This window comes from Microbacterium karelineae (assembly GCF_009745985.1).
Classification (GTDB): domain Bacteria; phylum Actinomycetota; class Actinomycetes; order Actinomycetales; family Microbacteriaceae; genus Microbacterium; species Microbacterium karelineae.
The window spans coordinates 356,477-373,911 of sequence record NZ_WFIX01000191.1 but is presented as its reverse complement, the minus strand read 5'-3'; the positions used below and the strand labels follow the sequence as shown (position 1 = coordinate 373,911).

16 protein-coding genes are annotated in these 17,435 nt (G+C 69.3%); 12 read left to right on the top strand and 4 right to left on the bottom strand.

Features of this window, described 5'->3' with window-relative positions; all coding sequences use genetic code 11:
• Positions 1–16: 16 nt before the first annotated feature.
• From GB932_RS19290 to GB932_RS18200, 6 genes are all read left to right on the top strand, one after another.
• A complete protein-coding gene (locus GB932_RS19290; RefSeq protein WP_197517559.1) occupies positions 17–700 on the top strand; it encodes a PP2C family protein-serine/threonine phosphatase in 684 nt (227 codons plus the stop codon).
• A gap of 163 nt (positions 701–863) precedes the next feature.
• The gene (locus GB932_RS18220; protein ID WP_156762105.1) at positions 864–1,505 is read left to right on the top strand and encodes a hypothetical protein; all 642 of its coding nucleotides are present in this window, start codon (positions 864–866) and stop codon (positions 1,503–1,505) included.
• 285 nt (positions 1,506–1,790) lie between these two features.
• The gene (locus tag GB932_RS18215) at positions 1,791–2,063 is read left to right on the top strand and encodes a hypothetical protein (protein WP_156762104.1); all 273 of its coding nucleotides are present in this window, start codon (positions 1,791–1,793) and stop codon (positions 2,061–2,063) included.
• A gap of 44 nt (positions 2,064–2,107) precedes the next feature.
• Positions 2,108–2,473: a hypothetical protein gene (locus tag GB932_RS18210; protein ID WP_156762103.1), complete on the top strand. Its 366-nt coding sequence runs from the start codon at positions 2,108–2,110 to the stop codon at positions 2,471–2,473.
• A 209-nt stretch (positions 2,474–2,682) separates the two neighbouring features.
• Positions 2,683–3,804 (top strand): hypothetical protein, encoded by a 1,122-nt coding sequence (locus GB932_RS18205; RefSeq protein WP_156762102.1) that lies wholly within the window; start codon positions 2,683–2,685, stop codon positions 3,802–3,804.
• A 177-nt stretch (positions 3,805–3,981) separates the two neighbouring features.
• Positions 3,982–4,647 carry a hypothetical protein gene (locus GB932_RS18200; RefSeq protein ID WP_156762101.1) on the top strand — a complete coding sequence of 222 codons (666 nt, stop codon included), beginning with the start codon at positions 3,982–3,984 and terminating at the stop codon, positions 4,645–4,647.
• Between the two features lie 59 nt (positions 4,648–4,706).
• Here the strand turns inward: GB932_RS18200 and GB932_RS18195 are convergent, their stop codons facing one another.
• The 3 genes from GB932_RS18195 to gnd all read right to left on the bottom strand — a co-directional run bounded on the left by GB932_RS18195 (position 4,707) and on the right by gnd (position 8,097).
• Positions 4,707–5,504: a helix-turn-helix domain-containing protein gene (locus GB932_RS18195; protein WP_197517558.1), complete on the bottom strand. Its 798-nt coding sequence runs from the start codon at positions 5,502–5,504 to the stop codon at positions 4,707–4,709.
• Between the two features lie 10 nt (positions 5,505–5,514).
• Positions 5,515–6,375 (bottom strand): helix-turn-helix domain-containing protein, encoded by an 861-nt coding sequence (locus tag GB932_RS18190; protein ID WP_156762099.1) that lies wholly within the window; start codon positions 6,373–6,375, stop codon positions 5,515–5,517.
• A 273-nt stretch (positions 6,376–6,648) separates the two neighbouring features.
• Complete coding sequence (gene gnd, locus GB932_RS18185; RefSeq protein WP_156762098.1) at positions 6,649–8,097, bottom strand: NADP-dependent phosphogluconate dehydrogenase; 1,449 nt, start codon at positions 8,095–8,097, stop codon at positions 6,649–6,651.
• Between the two features lie 456 nt (positions 8,098–8,553).
• On the opposite strand from gnd, the gene GB932_RS18180 reads away from it, so the two are divergent.
• Positions 8,554–9,159 carry a 50S ribosomal protein L25/general stress protein Ctc gene (locus GB932_RS18180; protein WP_156762097.1) on the top strand — a complete coding sequence of 202 codons (606 nt, stop codon included), beginning with the start codon at positions 8,554–8,556 and terminating at the stop codon, positions 9,157–9,159.
• A 70-nt stretch (positions 9,160–9,229) separates the two neighbouring features.
• On the top strand, positions 9,230–9,814 hold the full coding sequence (gene pth / locus GB932_RS18175) for an aminoacyl-tRNA hydrolase (RefSeq protein WP_156762096.1): 585 nt from the start codon (positions 9,230–9,232) through the stop codon (positions 9,812–9,814).
• 82 nt (positions 9,815–9,896) lie between these two features.
• On the opposite strand, the gene GB932_RS18170 is transcribed toward pth, so the two are convergent.
• Positions 9,897–10,355, bottom strand: coding sequence for a hypothetical protein (locus GB932_RS18170; RefSeq protein WP_156762095.1), 459 nt, complete (start codon positions 10,353–10,355; stop codon positions 9,897–9,899).
• Between the two features lie 35 nt (positions 10,356–10,390).
• Between GB932_RS18170 and mfd the strand changes: the two genes are divergently transcribed.
• From mfd to hisS, 4 genes are all read left to right on the top strand, one after another.
• Complete coding sequence (gene mfd / locus GB932_RS18165; protein ID WP_197517557.1) at positions 10,391–14,008, top strand: transcription-repair coupling factor; 3,618 nt, start codon at positions 10,391–10,393, stop codon at positions 14,006–14,008.
• Positions 14,009–14,051: 43 nt separating this feature from the next.
• Positions 14,052–15,275 carry a Na+/H+ antiporter NhaA gene (locus tag GB932_RS18160; protein ID WP_306769974.1) on the top strand — a complete coding sequence of 408 codons (1,224 nt, stop codon included), beginning with the start codon at positions 14,052–14,054 and terminating at the stop codon, positions 15,273–15,275.
• Positions 15,276–15,340: 65 nt separating this feature from the next.
• A complete protein-coding gene (locus GB932_RS18155) occupies positions 15,341–16,039 on the top strand; it encodes a nucleoside triphosphate pyrophosphohydrolase (protein WP_156762094.1) in 699 nt (232 codons plus the stop codon).
• Positions 16,040–16,117: 78 nt separating this feature from the next.
• Entirely contained in the window at positions 16,118–17,395 is a 1,278-nt protein-coding gene (gene hisS / locus GB932_RS18150; protein WP_156762093.1) for a histidine--tRNA ligase, read from the top strand.
• The last annotated feature ends 40 nt before the right edge of the window (positions 17,396–17,435 follow it).

The following is a 17,435-nucleotide window of genomic DNA, read 5'->3' as shown; positions in this document are numbered from 1 at the left end:
CGAGAACCAGGACGTCGTGGTCGTCGACGGGTGGGTGAATGGGGTGGGCTCAGCGCGGTTCGCTCTCGACCGTCAGATCGACGGTCCGCTCGCCTGCGCAGTCGTCGACGGGATGGGGGGCCACTCGGGCGGTGCGGCCGCCGCGTGGCTCACCGCTCGGACGCTCTCAGACGGACTCATCGACGTGCACGATGCGGCGGCAGGGATCGCGCTCGCCGAGGTCGCGCACGACACGACCTTCCGTGCCGGCCTCGGGCTCGGCACTCCGGATATGGGTGCTGTGTTCGCGGCACTGGTCGTGACACCGGGTGGCGTCACCTGCCTCAACGTGGGCGATGCCCGCGCGCACCGGCTGAGTGGCGGCTATCTGGGACAGCTCAGCGTGGACGACACGGTCAGACGATCGTCCGCGCCGGGGGACGTGGCTCTGGTCGCGGCGATCGGGGGCGGCGCGGCTGAACCGCCGTCGGATGCACACCATTACTGCGAAGCATGGACTGTGGGCACGCACCGGTTCCTGTTGTGCAGCGATGGAATCGATGAGGTCCCACCCGATGAGGTCGCCGAGATCGTCAGCGAAGAAGTCTCTGCAGTCGCATGTGTCGATGAGCTGCTTCGCTCGGTGCTCCGCACCCCCGCGCGCGACAACACGACCGTGATCGTCGTCGATGTCGAGGTGCGGGCGTCGATCGATGGGTGAGATCGTCGGACTTCTCGTCGCGTTCATCGCGATGGTGCTCATTCTGCGGACGGTGTCGGGGGGCGGCGGCGCTCGACGCGCTTCACGCGGATTCGGAGGCGGAAGCGGACGGGACATCGTCGGCATCCCCGCAGGGCTGATCGCCACGATCGGGTCGGCGAGTGTGCTCGCCGCGTTCTCCGCCCCCGAATCCTGGGTGCCGTACATCGTCGTGGGGCTGGCTGTGGGCGGCGCCACGATCATCGGGATGACGATGTCGACCTCTCTGACGGCCGTCCTGCTGAAGATCGTCAGCGGCTTCGGTGCATTCGCAGAGATCGCGATGTTGGCGAGAACGATCGATCCGGCGGATCCGCTGGTGGGGCTGCGGGTCGTGCTTCTCGGGACGATCGTCGTCGGTCTCGCCGCCGGCTTCATCGGAGGGGCTGTGCTGCGCATCGTGCTGCCCTGGCGAGGGGCCGGCCTTCGAGCTCTTCCGGAAGCCGCGTTCAGCGCGCTCTTCGTGGCGCGGGCGGTGATCCTTCCGATGGACGATGTCGGCGTCATCGAATTGACGGAGTCTGTGTGGCTGTTTCTTCTCGCCGGGCTGACGTGCGCGCTGTTGGGCGTGCTCGCAGCCTTGCCGGAGGTCGGGTACCTCGGAATCCTCTCCGGCTGCGTCACGTTTGCGGTGCTTGCCGCTGAGATCGTCGTGTCGGGGCCTGAGCATTCATCGATCGGCTTGGGCGGCGTTCTCGCGTTGTGCGCATTCGGGGCCATCGTGGTCCTGACGGTTCCGTTCCGTCGAACGAGACGAAGCGCATGAACGTCGGCGATCGGCCTGCATCCGGGCTTTCCGGAGACGCGTTCCGGGGATCGCGGAACACGCACGAACGACCTGTCGACGGCATACATTCGTGATCGTCCGACCCCATCAGAGAGAGGGACATCATGACCTGCACCAAGTGCCACGCGCCACTTCACGACTGCCAGAGCTGCAACGGCGGGCGCGCCTCCGGCATCGGCGGGAGGCTGACGTGCTCGGCGTGCAACAACACCGGCGCCGTCTGCCGCTCCCACGGCGGGCACTGGAAGTAGGGGGGAGATTTCGATGGTCGATCTGACGCCCTCTCAGCGCGAGCGAACCGGCGCGATCGTCGCGAAGGTTGAAGAAGTCGACTGGAACGGGGACATCACCCCATACGTCGACGACATCGTTTCGATCATCTCTCAGCTGATCGATGAGGATCCCGCGCTTGTCGAGTTCGCCGATGTCATTCGAGACCAGGCAGCCAAGTGGTCGATCGCTGCCTGGTCCGAGAACATCGAACTCTCGGGGTGGGGGACGCTCAGCGATCGACTTGGCCAGATCTCCACCCCCTGAGACTGATCGCTCAGTGCATTCGTCCACGCACACGAAAGGACAATATGAAGCAGTCGGAAAGCGTATACAGCTCAGTACTGGACATCGGAACGTTGAAGCAGGCCGTACGCGCGGCCGTCGGGAACGCAGAGATCAGCCCGGTCCAATTCGATGCACTCGACGATCCGCCGGACTTCGCCGTTCTCGTGGAGAAGCAGGGATTCATCGGCGGTGCTTCGGCCATTCAAGTGCACGTCAGCGATGACGGCGAGCGCCGGCTTGTCGCCCTCATTGCGCTCGGCGATTCGGGATTCGCACGCGCATGGAACGGCGCTCGCAACACGGTGAGTTTCAGCGGTTCCCAGAAGCTTGCCGCGGCAGTCGCGGATGCGATCCGGCAGCACGACTCGGCCCTCCAGCAGGTCGGATGAATTGCACCCGCGCCTGCGCTCATGTTGCGCGTGGGTACCCGCGCCGGTGGGCAGGTTCCCAGTCGATGGGTATCCTGCGACCCGCGCCTCACTCGCACACGGGCGGACCGAACGATGGCCGATCTGAGCAAGCGCGGGCGTGATGTGAACTCGCGACAGGATCTGGGCCGTGTGCTGATCTCGCCGTCGGCACCGCGCGGAATGCGCCCGTGAACGGCATGCGCCTAGTCCGTCGGCGAACGCCCGCAGCCCTGCCGCTGACGACCACTGAGCGGTTGCTCGTCGACGCCGTGGAATGTGACGACATCTATCGGAGTGAGCGCGCAACGGCGATACGCGAACTCGATCTCACGAATCCCGCGACGAGAGATCAGATGCTCTGGGCGGCTGTTCCGGATTCGCTTCCACCTGCGGTCGAGTCGGCCTACTCCGATACGTGGCTCGACGCGCTCGATCATGCGAGGGACGCGGATGCACTCGTCGCTGCGACCGTGATGCTTCAGTCCGCGAGGCTCACCCGCGGAATCGCCGAGGGGATCTCCCTGCGAGCGCACTCTCGACGATCGAAGTGGAACGTCATCATCGATACGGCGTTGGCGCGCGGGCGACTCGCTCGCGACATCGAGATGACCCTCCGGTGGTACCGATCTCAGTCGTTGTATTACGCAGGACGAGTCGAGGACGCGATCGACAGCATCGATCGAGTGTGCGCAGACTACGTCGAGCGCGAGATCATCGCAGGCTTCTGGGCAACGCGGGACATGTCGATCCGCTGGGCGATGTCCGTGAACGGCGCTCGGCGACGAACGCATCGAATGGCGGCCCAGGCGCGTCGCACTGCGAATCTGGCGTTGACGCAGCGGTGGGCGATGACACCCTCGAAGCGCGAGCATACGTGTGCACGGTACGCGACAATCCTTGCCTTCGCCGACGAGAAGATCGCTTTGCGCGTCGTCCGAGAGTTTCTGGACCCGGGGATCGATCGTCTGTATGTCTCGCTTGATGCGTTAGCGGTCACCGAACGCGAGGATCTTCCGTCGTGCATCGTCTTCCTTGCACTCGTGGTGAAGTATCTCCGCAGGCGCAATCTCGCGCGCGACAGAGCCGATGCCGTCCTCCGGGAGTTGAATGCTCTGCTGGATGGAGGTCTGGTCCGGAATGACGAGAGGCGGGAGCGGATCCGCGCCGAGATCGTCGAACGCCTGTCCTCCCCGATTCCGTCGGACATCTCGACTCCGGAGAAGGCAGATGAGGAGGCGTTCCTGGGGATGGCCAAGGGGCTTGCGGGCGATATCGCCGCGGACCAGGTCGGGAAGATCCTCGGGGCGTGACGAAGAGCTGGCGGAGGTGTTCGTGCGCGTGACTGCGACCGAACCTGAAGGAGGACGATGACGACCAACACGTCGATGGATATGGTCCGTGCCTGCGCACGATCTCGAAAACAGCGCCAGGTCGGGAACGCAGATCACTGTCTGATCGTCTTCAGGGGCGGCGTTCCGGTGTCAGTGGTGAGTTCGGAGGACCTCGACACTCTGCTGCGCACGGTGAGATCGGCTGCTGCTGGTTATAGCGCGGACGCGATCGCCGTGGTGATCGAAGGGGTCTTCCCCGTCGTCGAGACAAACCCGATCACGGGCCGAGAATGGCTGCGAGGTGAGGCGGAACAGGTCTTCGTGGAGCACAACGGCGTCGACCGGGGGTGGGTCGCAGAGGCTCAGATCCTCGCGATGGCGGATCGGATGGGCGCGATCGCCGAGGAGGCATGGCCGTTCCGTGCCGTCCGCGGATCCGTCGTCTGGGGAGCTGAACCCCTGGCGTTCTCGGCTACGGGCTTGACCGACGTGATCGCCGGGCACATGATCGGTCCGGTCGTGGACGCAACTCGCGTGCCGGATCCCGGAGAGGGATTCATCGGCGACAGCGAACGCGGACCGTTCTACGACCGGGACCGAGGACGCGTCGTCCTCGATGTCGGGTGCACGCACATGCTCGAACACGAGATGGGTGGACACGGGCAGGTCATCATCTTCGCCGCATCCGCTGCTCATCGAGACCGACTGTTGCGCGAAGGGCTTGCGCTGTGGCAAGTCGAGATGCTTCCGGGCGCGGTCGACGGGCCGTCGCATGTTCGGTTGCGGGGAGCGGACGAACGCGGGGCGTTCGACGCGGGATAGGCGGCGTCGCCGTACGGCACCGGTCGTCATCCCGGATGAGCAGCGGTCGCCATTGCCCCTCACCCGCACACGGGCGGCCCGAGCTCCCTCCGCGCCTCGCCCGGCAGGGTGACGGCGGCGACCCCGCATACCCGGTCGACGTCGCGCGCGATCATGGGGGTGGTGACGTCGCCGTCCGTACCGGAAGCGTGCTCGGCGTGACCGCCGTACGGCGCGTCGGCGGGATGGATGCGCAAGTCGAGCTCGGCGCCGGAGACGGGGAGGAGGTGCGTGGCGCGGCCCCACGCGCTGCGGCACGACTCCGAGCGCAGGAGCTCGATGCGCACTGAGCGGTTCAGGCGCAGCTCGCTCGCGACGACGACGGCGTCCTCGGCGCAGGTCGTGCGGTCGGCGTCGGCGCCTCCGATCGCAGCGACGAGCGTCGGGAGCGTGCGGAGGTCGCGACCGTCGCGCGGCGTCGTGCCCTGGGCGGTCCAGACACCGGTGCCGATGATCGTCAGCAGCGCGGCGCCGGCCGCAACCGCGTATGCGAGGCGTCGCCGTCGCGCCCGGAGCGGCCGTCGGCGCGCGGGGATCGTGTGCGGGGGAGCCGATACGAGACGTTCGCGACGTTCGAGCCACGGAGCCGGGTCCGTGCGCAGGGCGCGTGCCAGCTGGGCCACGGTCGTCGCCGTCGGGAGTCGCGATCCGCGGAAAGCGTCCGAGAGGACGCTCTTCGAGACGTGGGTCCGGTGCGCCAGCCGCTCGAGCGTGGGATTGTCCGCGCGGCTGCGCAGGTCGCGCAGGTCGGCGGCGAAGAGCGCGACGGAGTCCGGGGCGGAACCTCGTCGGTCCTGCGGATCCGTCGGCGTCGTCATCGCCTCGGCCTCAGATGCAGACGGGATCCGGCTGGACGAACTCCTCGCCATCGACCGTCACCGTCGCGACGCCGCATACGCGCGCATCGACGTCCGGCTCGATGAGGAGCGTCGTGTAGAGGGAGTCGAGATCCGTATCCGTGCGCATCTGCGAGCGCTCGCTCTCCGGATCGTCGCGGGGATAGATCCGGATCGTGAGTTCGTTGCCGGCCGCGAGACCGTCGTTGCGGGTGACACGACCCCAGACACCCATGCACTGGTTCGAGTACATCATCTCGACGTGCACGTCGCCGTCGAGGAAATCGCCCGTGCCGGCGAGCACGACGTCGTCCTTGCAGACGGTGCGCATCGGATCCACACCGTCCTCGACCGGAAGATTGCCGAATGGGGCATCGGTGCTCGCCTCGGGCTCGGCGGCGGGCGCGGGCATCATGAGCGGGATGAGGGCGGCGCACATCGTGGCCGTGACGACCGCGGTGCCGAGCATCGCGAGGATCAGCGCGCCCGTCGACACCGGCCGGCGCAGCCACTCGGAGCGCTTCGGCGTCTCGGCCGTTGGGGTCGGCGTGGTGCGGTCGAGCGGATCGGCGAGGCGCGGATCCAGGGTCGTGCGGCGCGCCACCCACTCGCCTTCCGGCGCATCGAGGGCAGCGGTGAGCCGGCGCACGGTGTTCTCGGAGGGGAGCCGGCGTCCGGCGAACGCCTCGGACAGCACGCTCTTCGAGATGCCGGTGCGTTCGCTGAGCCTCGCGAGCGTCGGGCCGCCCGCGGAGGCGCGCAACGAGGAGAGATCCGCGGCGAATGCCTGCACGGTGTCGCCGCTCGGCGTGTTCGTGCCGTCGGCCGGTGGATCAGCAGGTCGGGTGGTCATGGCGCCCCTTCGAAGAACCTCATCCGCGATCGGGAGGTGCCCGGGGAGGAGCCCGGGTCCCGTTTCGGAACATTGTGGCGCATCGCGGCGTCGCGCGTGCGTTCATCGGGGCGGCGCGCGACGACGTTCGAGCGCACCGTCTGTGGCCTGATCAGGGCATTCCGGGTTCTCCGACCGGCATTTCGGAAGCGGGCCACGATGACGGGAAACCGTCCGAGACGGGCGAAAGGGCTCGGCGCACGCGCCGAACCCCTTCGCTGCCGCACGTCGTCGTCAGTGCGTGTCTTCCGCCTCGATCTCGGTGCGGTCGCCCGACCACTGCGTGTGGAAGGTTCCGTCCTTGTCGATGCGCTTGTAGGTGTGTGCCCCGAAGAAGTCGCGCTGGCCCTGCACGAGGGCGGCGGGGAGGCGCTCGGCGCGGATCCCGTCGTAGTACGCGAGCGAGGAGCTGAACGCCGGCGAGGGGATCCCGGCCTGCGTCGCGGCGACGACGACGCGGCGCCACGCGGCCTGGCCGCGGGCGAGGGCCTCGGCGAAGTAGGGGGCCGTCGCGAGGACGGGCAGGTCGGCCTGCTCCGCGTACGCGTCGGCGATGCGGTTGAGGAACTGGGCGCGGATGATGCAGCCCTCGCGCCAGATCTTCGACACGGCGCCGAGGTCGATCGTCCAGTCGTACTCGGCGGCGCCCGCGCGGATCTCGTCGAAGCCCTGCGAGTAGGCGATGATCTTCGACGCGAACAGCGCCTGGCGCACGTCCTCGATGAACGCGTCGGCGTCGGCGACCTCGAACGCCTCGTCGGGGCCGGGGAGGGCGGCCGCGACGGCGCGCTGCTCGGGGTGCGACGACAGCGAGCGGGCGAAGGTCGCCTCGGCGATGCCGGAGACGGGGACGCCGAGGGAGAGGGCGGTCTGCACCGTCCAGGCGCCCGTGCCCTTCGCGCCGGCCTGGTCGAGGATCACGTCGACGAGCGGCTTGCCCGTCTCGGCGTCGACCTGGCGCAGCACCTCGGCGGTGATCTCGATGAGGTACGACTCGAGCTCGCCCGTGTTCCACTCGGCGAACACATCGGCGATCTCCGCCGGGGTCTTGCCCGTGCCGCGGCGGATGAGGTCGTATGCCTCGGCGATGAGCTGCATGTCCGCGTACTCGATGCCGTTGTGCACCATCTTCACGAAGTGGCCCGCGCCGTCGTGGCCGACGTGCGTGACGCACGGCTCGCCCTCGGCGACCGCCGCGATCGACTTCAGGATCGGGCCGAGCGTGACCCACGACTCGTCCGAGCCGCCCGGCATGATCGACGGGCCGTTGAGCGCGCCCTCCTCGCCGCCGGAGATGCCGGCGCCGACGAAGTTGATGCCCGTCTCGCGGACGGCCTTCTCGCGGCGGATCGTGTCGGGGAAGTAGGCGTTGCCGCCGTCGACGATGATGTCGCCGGGCTCGAAGACCTTGACGAGCTCGTCGATGACGGCGTCGGTCCCGCGACCGGCCTTGACCATGATGATCGCCGTGCGGGGCTTCGACAGCGTCGCCGCGAACTCCTCATACGAGAAGGCGGGCAGGAAGCCGGCCTCGGGGCGCGCGGCGGTGAGATCGTCGGTCTTCTCGCGACTGCGGTTGTACACCGCGACCGTGTTGCCCTCGCGGCTGGCGAGGTTGCGGGCCAGGTTCGAGCCCATCACGGCGAGGCCGACGACCCCGATGTTTGCTGCGGCAGCGTTCACGCACGACTCCTCAGGAAGAAGGGATCAGGATTCCCCCAGGTTAGTCGCTCCGGGATCACGCCGTGTTCGGCGCCGATGTGAGGGCGCCGTGGGACGCGCCTCAGTCGTCGTACGAGGCCTGGCGGCCGAGCGAGAACATCGCGCCGATGCCCGTGACGGTGCCCGTGACGACGAGCAGGGCGATGACGAGTCCGACGATGTGCGAGGCATCCATGCGTGGCGGCTCCTGTGGTGGGGCGGACGGCGAGCGCGTCAGGCACGCGCGAAGTCGATCCTATCCGAGCGATCGGGTACGATGGCATACGACCTCGGCGAGGGACGCGTTCGCGCGTCCGTGATCGACGCGGTGATGCTGATCGGATGTCGGTCTCCTCACGCGGTGCGTTCGAGTCGAGTACCCCCTCTGATCCATCCACGCGGTCGGCATCGTCGCCGCGTGCCACACCAGGAGTGACCATGAGCGACGAGAACAAGCTCTCCGTAGACGTCCGCACCGAGTTCGGCAAGGGCTTCGCGCGACGCCTGCGCGCCGCCGGCAAGATCCCCGCCGTCCTGTACGGCCACGGCACCGAGGTGCGCCACCTCGCGCTTCCCGGCCACGAGACGGGCCTCATCGTCCGCCATGCGAACGCCGTCATCACGCTCGACATCGAGGGCACGGAGGAGGTCGCGCTCGTCAAGGACGTGCAGCGCGACCCGGTGCGTTCGATCATCGAGCACATCGACCTCGTCATCATCCGCCGTGGCGAGAAGTTCACGGTCGACGTGCCGTACGTCACGGAGGGCGAGTCGTTCGCCGGCACCTACGCGACGCAGAGCGCCTCGTCGATCTCGATCGAGGCCGACGCCATGAACATCCCCGAGCACATCGTGGTGAACATCGATGGCCTCGAGGATGGCACGCACGTCTACGCGAAGGACCTCGTGCTGCCCGAGGGCGTCACTCTCGTCGATGACCCCGACCTGCTCGTCGTCTCGATCGCGACGCCGTCGGCCTCGTCGGACGACGACGCGGACGCGGGTGCCGAGGAGTCGGCCGGCGCCGAGGAGTCGGCCGAGTAATCACTCGGATATCGTTCGAGGGGGGTGCGGCATCGCCGCACCCCCCTCTTCGCGTCTCACGGAGGAAGACATGACCGACAGATGGCTCGTGATGGGCCTCGGCAACCCGGGCTCCCGCTACGAGCGGACGCGCCACAACATCGGGCAGATGGCCGTCGACGAGATCGTCGCGCGGCGCGGTGACTCCTGGAAGCAGCACAAGGCGGGCGCCCGCGTCGCCGAGACGTGGCTGCGCCCCGGCGGCCCGAAGCTCGTGCTCGCCAAGTCGAACGGCTACATGAACACCTCGGGTGGCCCGGCCTCGGCGCTCGCGAAGTTCTTCCAGATCCCGCCCGAGCGCGTCATCGTGGTGCACGACGACCTCGATCTGCCCTTCGACTCGCTGAAGCTGAAGTCCGGTGGGGGGCACGGGGGACACAATGGGATCCGCGACATCGCGAAGGCGCTCGGCACCCCCGACTTCGTCCGGGTGCGCGTCGGAATCGGTCGCCCGCCCGGACGCCAGGATCCCGCCGACTGGGTGCTCGGCGAGTTCGCCGGCCCCGAGAGGGCGAACCTGCCGATCCTCGTCGCCGACGCGGCGGATGCCGCGGAGCTCGTCGTCGACGCGGGCCTCGTCGCCGCCCAGCAGAAGGTCCACGCGCCGCGTCCGTGACCGAACCCTTCATTTCTGGCACATCTCCGTGTCGGAATCCGCGCAGAGATGTGCCAGAAATGAAGAAAAGGGGAAAAGGGAGTCAGCCGAAGAACGGGATGTTCCCGAGCAGGCCCGCGAGCAGCGCCTCCTGCATGAACACGGCGAGCACGATCCAGCCTGTGCAGGCGACGACGATGGCGATGACGCCCCACATCCTGCCGCGGTCGAGCGCCGTTGCGACGATCCCCTGCACGAGACCCCACAGTGCGACGAGCGCGTGCGCGAGCCACGCGATGACGAGGATCCCGAGGGCGAGGCCGGCCCGGCCCAGGCTCTCCCAGAGCTGATCCTGCGCGTCGCCGAGCAGCGCATCGACGTCGTCGACGTTCCGGAGCAGGTCGGGATAGTCGGTCAGGCGCACCAGCCGCCCAAGCGAGAAGCCGGCCAGCCAGATCCCGACGGCGCCGATCGCGACGGCGGCGACGGCGGCGATGAACGCGACGATCCCCAGTCCGCGCCTGCGGCGAACGGGGCGCGGGGCGGCGGCGGGAGCACTCACACGCCCAGGCTACCGGCGCCTCGTAGACTTGTGCGGTGACTCTCTCCGGGATCCTGCGCGCCCTCGACACGTCCCAGTCGTTCCGGGAGGCGTTCCAGGCGACGTCCGTCGACGCCGATCTGTCGCTCGTCGACGGCCTCGACGCTCCGGGCCTCGCCGCCCTCCTCACCCGCAGGCAGGAGGCGGGGCGACCCGCGGTGCTCGTCGCGATCGCGCCGACGAGCCGCCGCGCCGAGTCGCTCGCCGCCTCGCTGCGCGCGATCGCGCCCGAGATCGACGTGCGCGAGCTGCCCGCGTGGGAGACCCTCCCGCACGAGCGGCTCAGCCCGAGCCCCGAGACCGTGGGGCACCGGCTCGAGACGCTCCGCGCCCTCGCGACCTGGGGCGGCGAGCGCCCCCTCGTCGTCACCGCCTCGATCCGTTCGGCGATCCAGCCCATCGTGCGCGGCCTCGGCGACGCCGCCCCGATCTCGCTGTCGGTCGGCGGGCGGGATCACTGGCTCGAGGAGGTCGTCGAGCGGCTCGTCGAGCTGGCGTATCACCGCGTCGACATGGTGTCTCGGCGCGGCGACTTCGCGGTGCGCGGCGGGATCCTCGATGTCTTCCCCCCGACGGCGCCGCACCCGTTCCGCGTCGAGTTCTTCGGCGACGAGGTCGACCAGATCCGCGAGTTCTCCGTCGCCGATCAGCGGTCCGTGCCGGGCGAGGTCACACGCGTCGAGCTCACCGCGAGCCGCGAACTGCTGCTGACACCGGAGGTGCGGCAGTGCGCCCGCGAGCTGCAGGGCGAGTACCCCGGCATCGCCCAGATCCTCGAGAAGATGGGGGAGGGGATCCCCGCGGAGGGCATGGAGTCGCTCTCGAACCTCGTCGCGGGCCCGCTCGTGTCGCTCGTCGATTATCTGCCCGACGGCGCGGCGGTAGCCCTGGTGGATCCGGAGCGCGCGGCATCGCGCGCCGTCAGCCTCGCCGAGACCAACGCCGAGTTCCTCGAGGCCGCGTGGAGCGCCGCGACGGCCGGAGGCTCGGCCCCCGTCGACCTCGCCTCGAGCGGCTTCTTCGCCCTCGACGAGCTGCGCACGGCCGCCCGCGACGCGGGCGGCGTCTGGTGGACGCTCAGCCCCTTCGACTCGGGCCTCGGCGCGATCGAGGCGGAGCTCGCGGACGCAGGGGAGATCATCCCGATGGGGGGCGCGCCGACACGCGTCGCCGGCGACGCGATCCCGTCGTTCCAGGGGAACGTCGAGGGCGCGACCGAGCATGTGGAGCGGCTCGTGCGCGACGGCTGGGCGGTCGTGATCGCGGCCGCCGGATCCGGCCTCGTCGACCGCGCGCGCGACGTCCTCAGCGATCGCGGCGTCGCGGCGCGCATCGTCGATGACCTCCGTGCGGCGCCGGATCCGGGCATCGTCTCGCTCGTCCGCGCGGAGGTCGAGCGGGGCTTCGCCTCGACCGAGGCGAAGCTCGCGGTGCTGACCGAGTCCGAGTTCTACGGCCGAGCCGCCACGGGGCACCAGCAGGGCCCGAAGCGGCTCGCGTCGCGCAGGCGGAACGTCGTCGACCCGCTGCAGCTCAAGCCCGGAGACCCGGTGGTGCACGCGACGCACGGCATCGGCCGGTTCATCGAGATGGTGCAGCGCGAGGTGTCGACGGGCGGCAGGAACGCCCAGAAGTCGACGCGCGACTATGTCGTGCTCGAGTACGCACCCTCGAAGCGCGGCTATCCGGGCGACAAGCTGTTCGTCCCGACCGACCAGCTCGACCTGCTCTCGAAGTACATCGGCGGCGAGAGCCCCCAGCTGTCGAAGATGGGCGGATCCGACTGGTCGCAGGCGAAGAGGAAGGCCCGCAGGGCGGTCCGCGACATCGCGGTCGAGCTCGTGAAGCTGTACTCGGCGCGCATGGCGTCGAAGGGGTACGCCTTCGGCCCCGACACGCCGTGGCAGCGCGAGCTCGAGGAGGCCTTCCCCTTCGCCGAGACGCCCGACCAGCTGCAGACGATCGACGAGATCAAGCGCGACATGGAGCGCCCCATCCCGATGGACCGCCTGCTGTCGGGCGACGTCGGCTTCGGCAAGACGGAGGTCGCGGTGCGAGCCGCGTTCAAGGCGATCCAGGACGGCAAGCAGGTCGCGATGCTCGTGCCCACGACGCTGCTCGTCAAGCAGCACCTCGAGACGTTCGCCGACCGCTACGCCGGCTTCCCCGTCACGGTGAAGGCGCTGAGCCGTTTCCAGACCGACGCGCAGGCGCGCGACACGATCCGCGGCCTCGCCGACGGATCGGTCGACATGGTGATCGGCACCCACCGGATACTCACGCAGGGGATCGTGTTCAAGGACCTCGGCCTGCTGATCGTCGACGAGGAGCAGCGATTCGGCGTCGAGCACAAGGACGCGCTCAAGAAGCTCAAGACGAACGTCGACATCCTCGCGATGAGCGCGACGCCGATCCCGCGCACCCTCGAGATGGCCGTCACGGGGATCCGTGAGATGTCGACGCTCGCGACGCCGCCCGAGGAGCGCCATCCGATCCTGTCGTATGTCGGGCCGTCGAACGACAAGCAGATCGCCGCGGCGATCCGGCGCGAGATGCTCCGCGAGGGGCAGGTGTTCTACGTGCACAATCGCGTGACGAGCATCCAGAAGGTCGCGAACCACCTCGCCGAGCTCGTGCCCGAGGCCCGCGTCGCCGTCGCGCACGGCAAGATGAGCGAGGGGCAGCTCGAGCAGGTCGTCGATGACTTCTGGGAGCGCAAGTTCGACGTCCTCGTCTGCACGACGATCATCGAGACGGGCATCGACATCGCGAACGCGAACACGATCGTCATCGATCGCGCCGACAAGTACGGGCTCGCGCAGCTGCACCAGCTGCGCGGCCGCGTCGGGCGCGGCCGCGAGCGCGCGTACGCCTACTTCGTCTACGACGAGACGCGGCCCCTCAGCGAGACGGCGGCCGACCGGCTCGAGACCATCGCCGTGCACAACGACCTCGGCAGCGGGATCCAGGTCGCCATGAAGGACCTCGAGCTGCGCGGCGCGGGCAATCTGCTCGGCGCCGAGCAGGCGGGACACATCGAGGGCGTCGGCTTCGACCTGTACCTGCGGATGATCGGCGAGGCCGTCAGCGAGTTCCGCGGGGATGAGGCGGACGGCCCGATCGAACTGCGTCTCGAGCTGCCGATCGAGGCGCGGATCCCCGATGACTACATCGACAGCGAGCGGCTGCGGCTCGAGGCGTATCAGAAGCTGTCGGCCGCGGCGACCGCGCAGGCGGGCGACGACGCGATCGATCTCGTCGTCGACGAGCTGACCGACCGGTACGGCGAGACACCGGGGTCGGTCGACGGTCTCGTGCGCGTCGCCCGACTGCGCCGACGGGCGGCGCAGTCGCACCTGACCGACGTGGTCGCGATGGGGAAGAACCTGCGCATCGCCCCCGCGGCGCTGCCCGACTCGATCCAGGTGCGTCTCAAGCGGCTGCACCCCGGCGCCAAGATCGTCGCGGGCGGCGATGCGCTCATCGTGCCCCTGCCGCAGGCGGCGGGGGAGCCGCTCGATGATGCCGGGCTGCTCGCGTGGGTGCGCGAGCTGCTCGACGCGATCTTCCCGATCCCCGCCGGTTCTCCCGCGAAGGACGCCGCGGCCCAGTAATCTGACAGGCCCAGGCCGCCCGGGCCGATAGGCTGGAATCGGTGTGCCGGGAAGTCTGGTCGGCGTCGCGGATCGTCAGGATCCGCGGCCCTCTGCGATCCGAAAGGCCTCGATGCACCTCCTCCGTTCCGAGCGATTCCCCGCGTTCCTCCTCCTCGGCGCCGCCGCGCTGGGTCTCGTCCTCGCCAATCTGCCGTTCGGCGAGGAGATCATCCACCTGAGCCACGTCGAGATCGGGCCCGAAGCGCTCGGCCTGAACCTGTCGCTCTCGCACTGGGTGGCCGACCTGCTGCTGGCGGTCTTCTTCTTCGGCGTCGCCGTCGAGCTGCAGTATGAGATGACGCGCGGTCAGCTCAACAGCGCGGCGAAGGCCATCAAGCCGGCGATCGCGGCCGCGGGCGGCGTGATCGTGCCGATCGCCGTGTACCTGCTCATCGCGGGCGGATCCGAGACCTCGGCCGGCTGGCCGATCCCGACGGCGACCGACATCGCCTTCGCGCTCGGCGTGCTCGCGATGTTCGGCAAGGGGCTGCCGACGAAGGTGCGCGTGTTCCTGCTCGCGCTCGCGATCATCGACGACATCGTCGGGATCGTGTTCATCGCCGTGCTGTTCGCGACCGATCTCGACTTCATGATGCTCGCGATCGGCGTCGTGTTCGTCGTCGCCTTCGCGATCCTCAGCCGCATGCGCAGCCGGCGCAACCAGGTCGTGATCGTGTCCCTCATGATCATCGTCGCGCTCGCGGCGTGGGCGTTCTTCTACCTCTCGGGGATCCACGCGACGATCGCGGGCGTCCTCCTCGGCCTCGTGATCCGCCAGGACGAGGGCATGCACGCGCGCCACGCGCTCGAGCCGTGGATCAACGCCGTGATCCTCCCGATCTTCGCGTTCTTCTCGGCGCTCGTCGTGATCCCTCAGGTGTCGCTCGAGGAGATCTCGCCTGCGCTGTGGGGCATCCTCATCGCGCTCCCGGTCGGCAAGCTCATCGGCATCACCCTCTTCGGCTGGCTGGCGATGTTCGTCGGGAAGAAGAAGGGCGAGAAGCCCGACCTGCCCGTCGCCGACATCCTCCCTGCCGCCGCGCTCGGCGGCATCGGCTTCACGGTGTCGCTGCTGCTGTCGCGCCTCGCGTTCGCCGACGCGGTCGTCGCCGACGAGGCGGTCCTCGGCGTGCTGCTCGGCTCGTTCATCTCGCTCGTCCTCTCGGGGATCCTCGTCTCGGCTCGCGCGCGCACCCACCGCCGCCGCGCGGCCGTCGACGCCTGACGCCCCCTTATCCCTTCATTTCTGGCACATCCCTACCGGGAATCCCCCCAGGAGATGTGCCAGAGATGAAGAGTTGGTGGGTGAGGCAGGATGGGGGCGTGAGCGGAGACGAGAGCGGGCTGCGGCGCGCGGCCGAGGTGGCGGATCGGGTGCACGCCGAATGCGTGTGGTCGCGGGAGCTGACGCACGAGAAGCTCGTGCCGTACCTCACGGAGGAGGCAGCCGAGGTCATCGACGCCGTCGAATCGGGATCCGCGGTCGAGCTTCGTGAGGAGCTCGGCGATGTGCTGTGGCAGATCCTGCTGCACTCCGCCGTCTCCGATGTGTTCACGATCGACGACGTCGCCGGCGACCTCGCCGAGAAGATGATCCGCCGCCACCCGCACGTGTTCGCGGGGGAGACGGCGGAGACGCCCGAGCGCGTGATCGAGCTGTGGAACGCGGCCAAGGCCGAGGAGAAGCGCGAGCGCACCTCCGTGCTCGACGGCGTGCCGGCCGGCATGCCCGCGCTGGCCCTCGCGCAGAAGGTCCTCGGCAAGGGCGAGCACGTGGGCGTCGGCCTGACATACATCGAGGAGATCCGCGCCGCCGAGGCGATCGAACAGGCCGACGGCGACGAGCTCCTGCCGCAGAGCGAGGAGGAGCTGGGTGAGACGATCCTCGGCCTCGTCGCCCTCGCGCGCGACCGCGGGTGGGACGCCGAGCGCGCGCTGCGCGGCCGGGTCCGCGCGTTCTCTGACGAGGTGCGCCAGGCGGAGGCCTGAGCCTCGGGCCCGCAGCTCCGAGGCGAGGCGCCGCCGTGGGGATGCGCGTCCGCGCGGGGATGGAAGAATGGATCCCCTATGGCAACCGTGAACCCGCCGCGCGGCATGCGCGACTTCCTCCCCGCTGACAAGGCCCGGCGTGAGCGCGTGCTCGCCGTGATCCGCGAGCGCTACCGCGCGCATGGCTTCGACGAGATCGAGACACCGGTCATGGAGGAGTACGGGCGCCTGCATGCGGGCATCGGCGGCGACAACGAGAAGCTCGCGTTCAGCGTGATGCGGCGCGGCCTCGACGCCGAGAGGATCCGCGCGGGTGCCGAGGATCCGGCGGCCCTCGCCGACCTCGGCCTGCGCTATGACCTCACGGTGCCGCTGTCGCGCTTCTACGCGTCGCACCGCGCCGAGCTGCCGAGCGTCTTCCGGTCGATCCAGATCGCGCCGGTCTGGCGGGCCGAGCGCCCCCAGAAGGGGCGCTATCGCCAGTTCATGCAGTGCGACATCGACATCATGGGCGATGCCTCGAGCCGGGCGGAGGCCGAGCTCATCACGGCGACGCTCGACGCCCTCGACGCGCTCGGCCTCGCGGGGGCGAGCGTGCGGATCAACGACCGGCGCGCGCTCGATGCGATGCTCGACGTCTTCGGCTTCCCCGAGGCCGACCGCCCCGGCGTGCTCATCACGATCGACAAGCTCGACAAGATCGGCGCCTCGGGTGTCGCGGCCGAGCTGCGCGAGCGCGGCGGCGCCGACGAGCCGGTCGCGGCACTCGAGGCCTTCCTCACGGGCCTTCCCGAAGAGGTCGACGAGGCGTTCGGCGCCGAGCAGATCCGCGCCCTGCTGCCCGCAGGGATCCCCGATGGCGTCGTCGACCACCTCGCGCGTCTCGGCGCGTCGGTCCGGGCCGCGCGCCCGGGAGCCGACACGCCGCTGCGTTTCGACCCGTTCCTCGTGCGCGGCATGGGGTACTACACCGGCACGATCTTCGAGATCGCCCACCCCTCCGTGTCGTATTCGCTCGGCGGCGGCGGCCGCTATGACGGGATGATCGGCCGCTTCCTCGGGCAGGACGTGCCCGCCGTGGGGTTCTCGATCGGGTTCGAGCGCATCGTCGACCTCGTCGCGTCGGAGGAGGCCGCGGGCGACCGCGCGGTGGTGCTCGTGCACGACAGGGACGCGCCGGAGGCCGAGGTGCTCGCGCACAAGGCCGCGCTCGTCGCGGACGGTGCGCGCGTGCGCCTCGAGACGCGCACGAAGAACCTCAAGGCGCTCCTCGCCCGCGCGGAGGCCGATGGCTACACGGCGTTCGCGACGCTCGCGGCCGGCCAGGCGGAGCTCGAGGTCAAGCCGCTCGGCTGACGCGCTGTCGCGGTGATGCCTCGCCCCGCATCCGGCACCG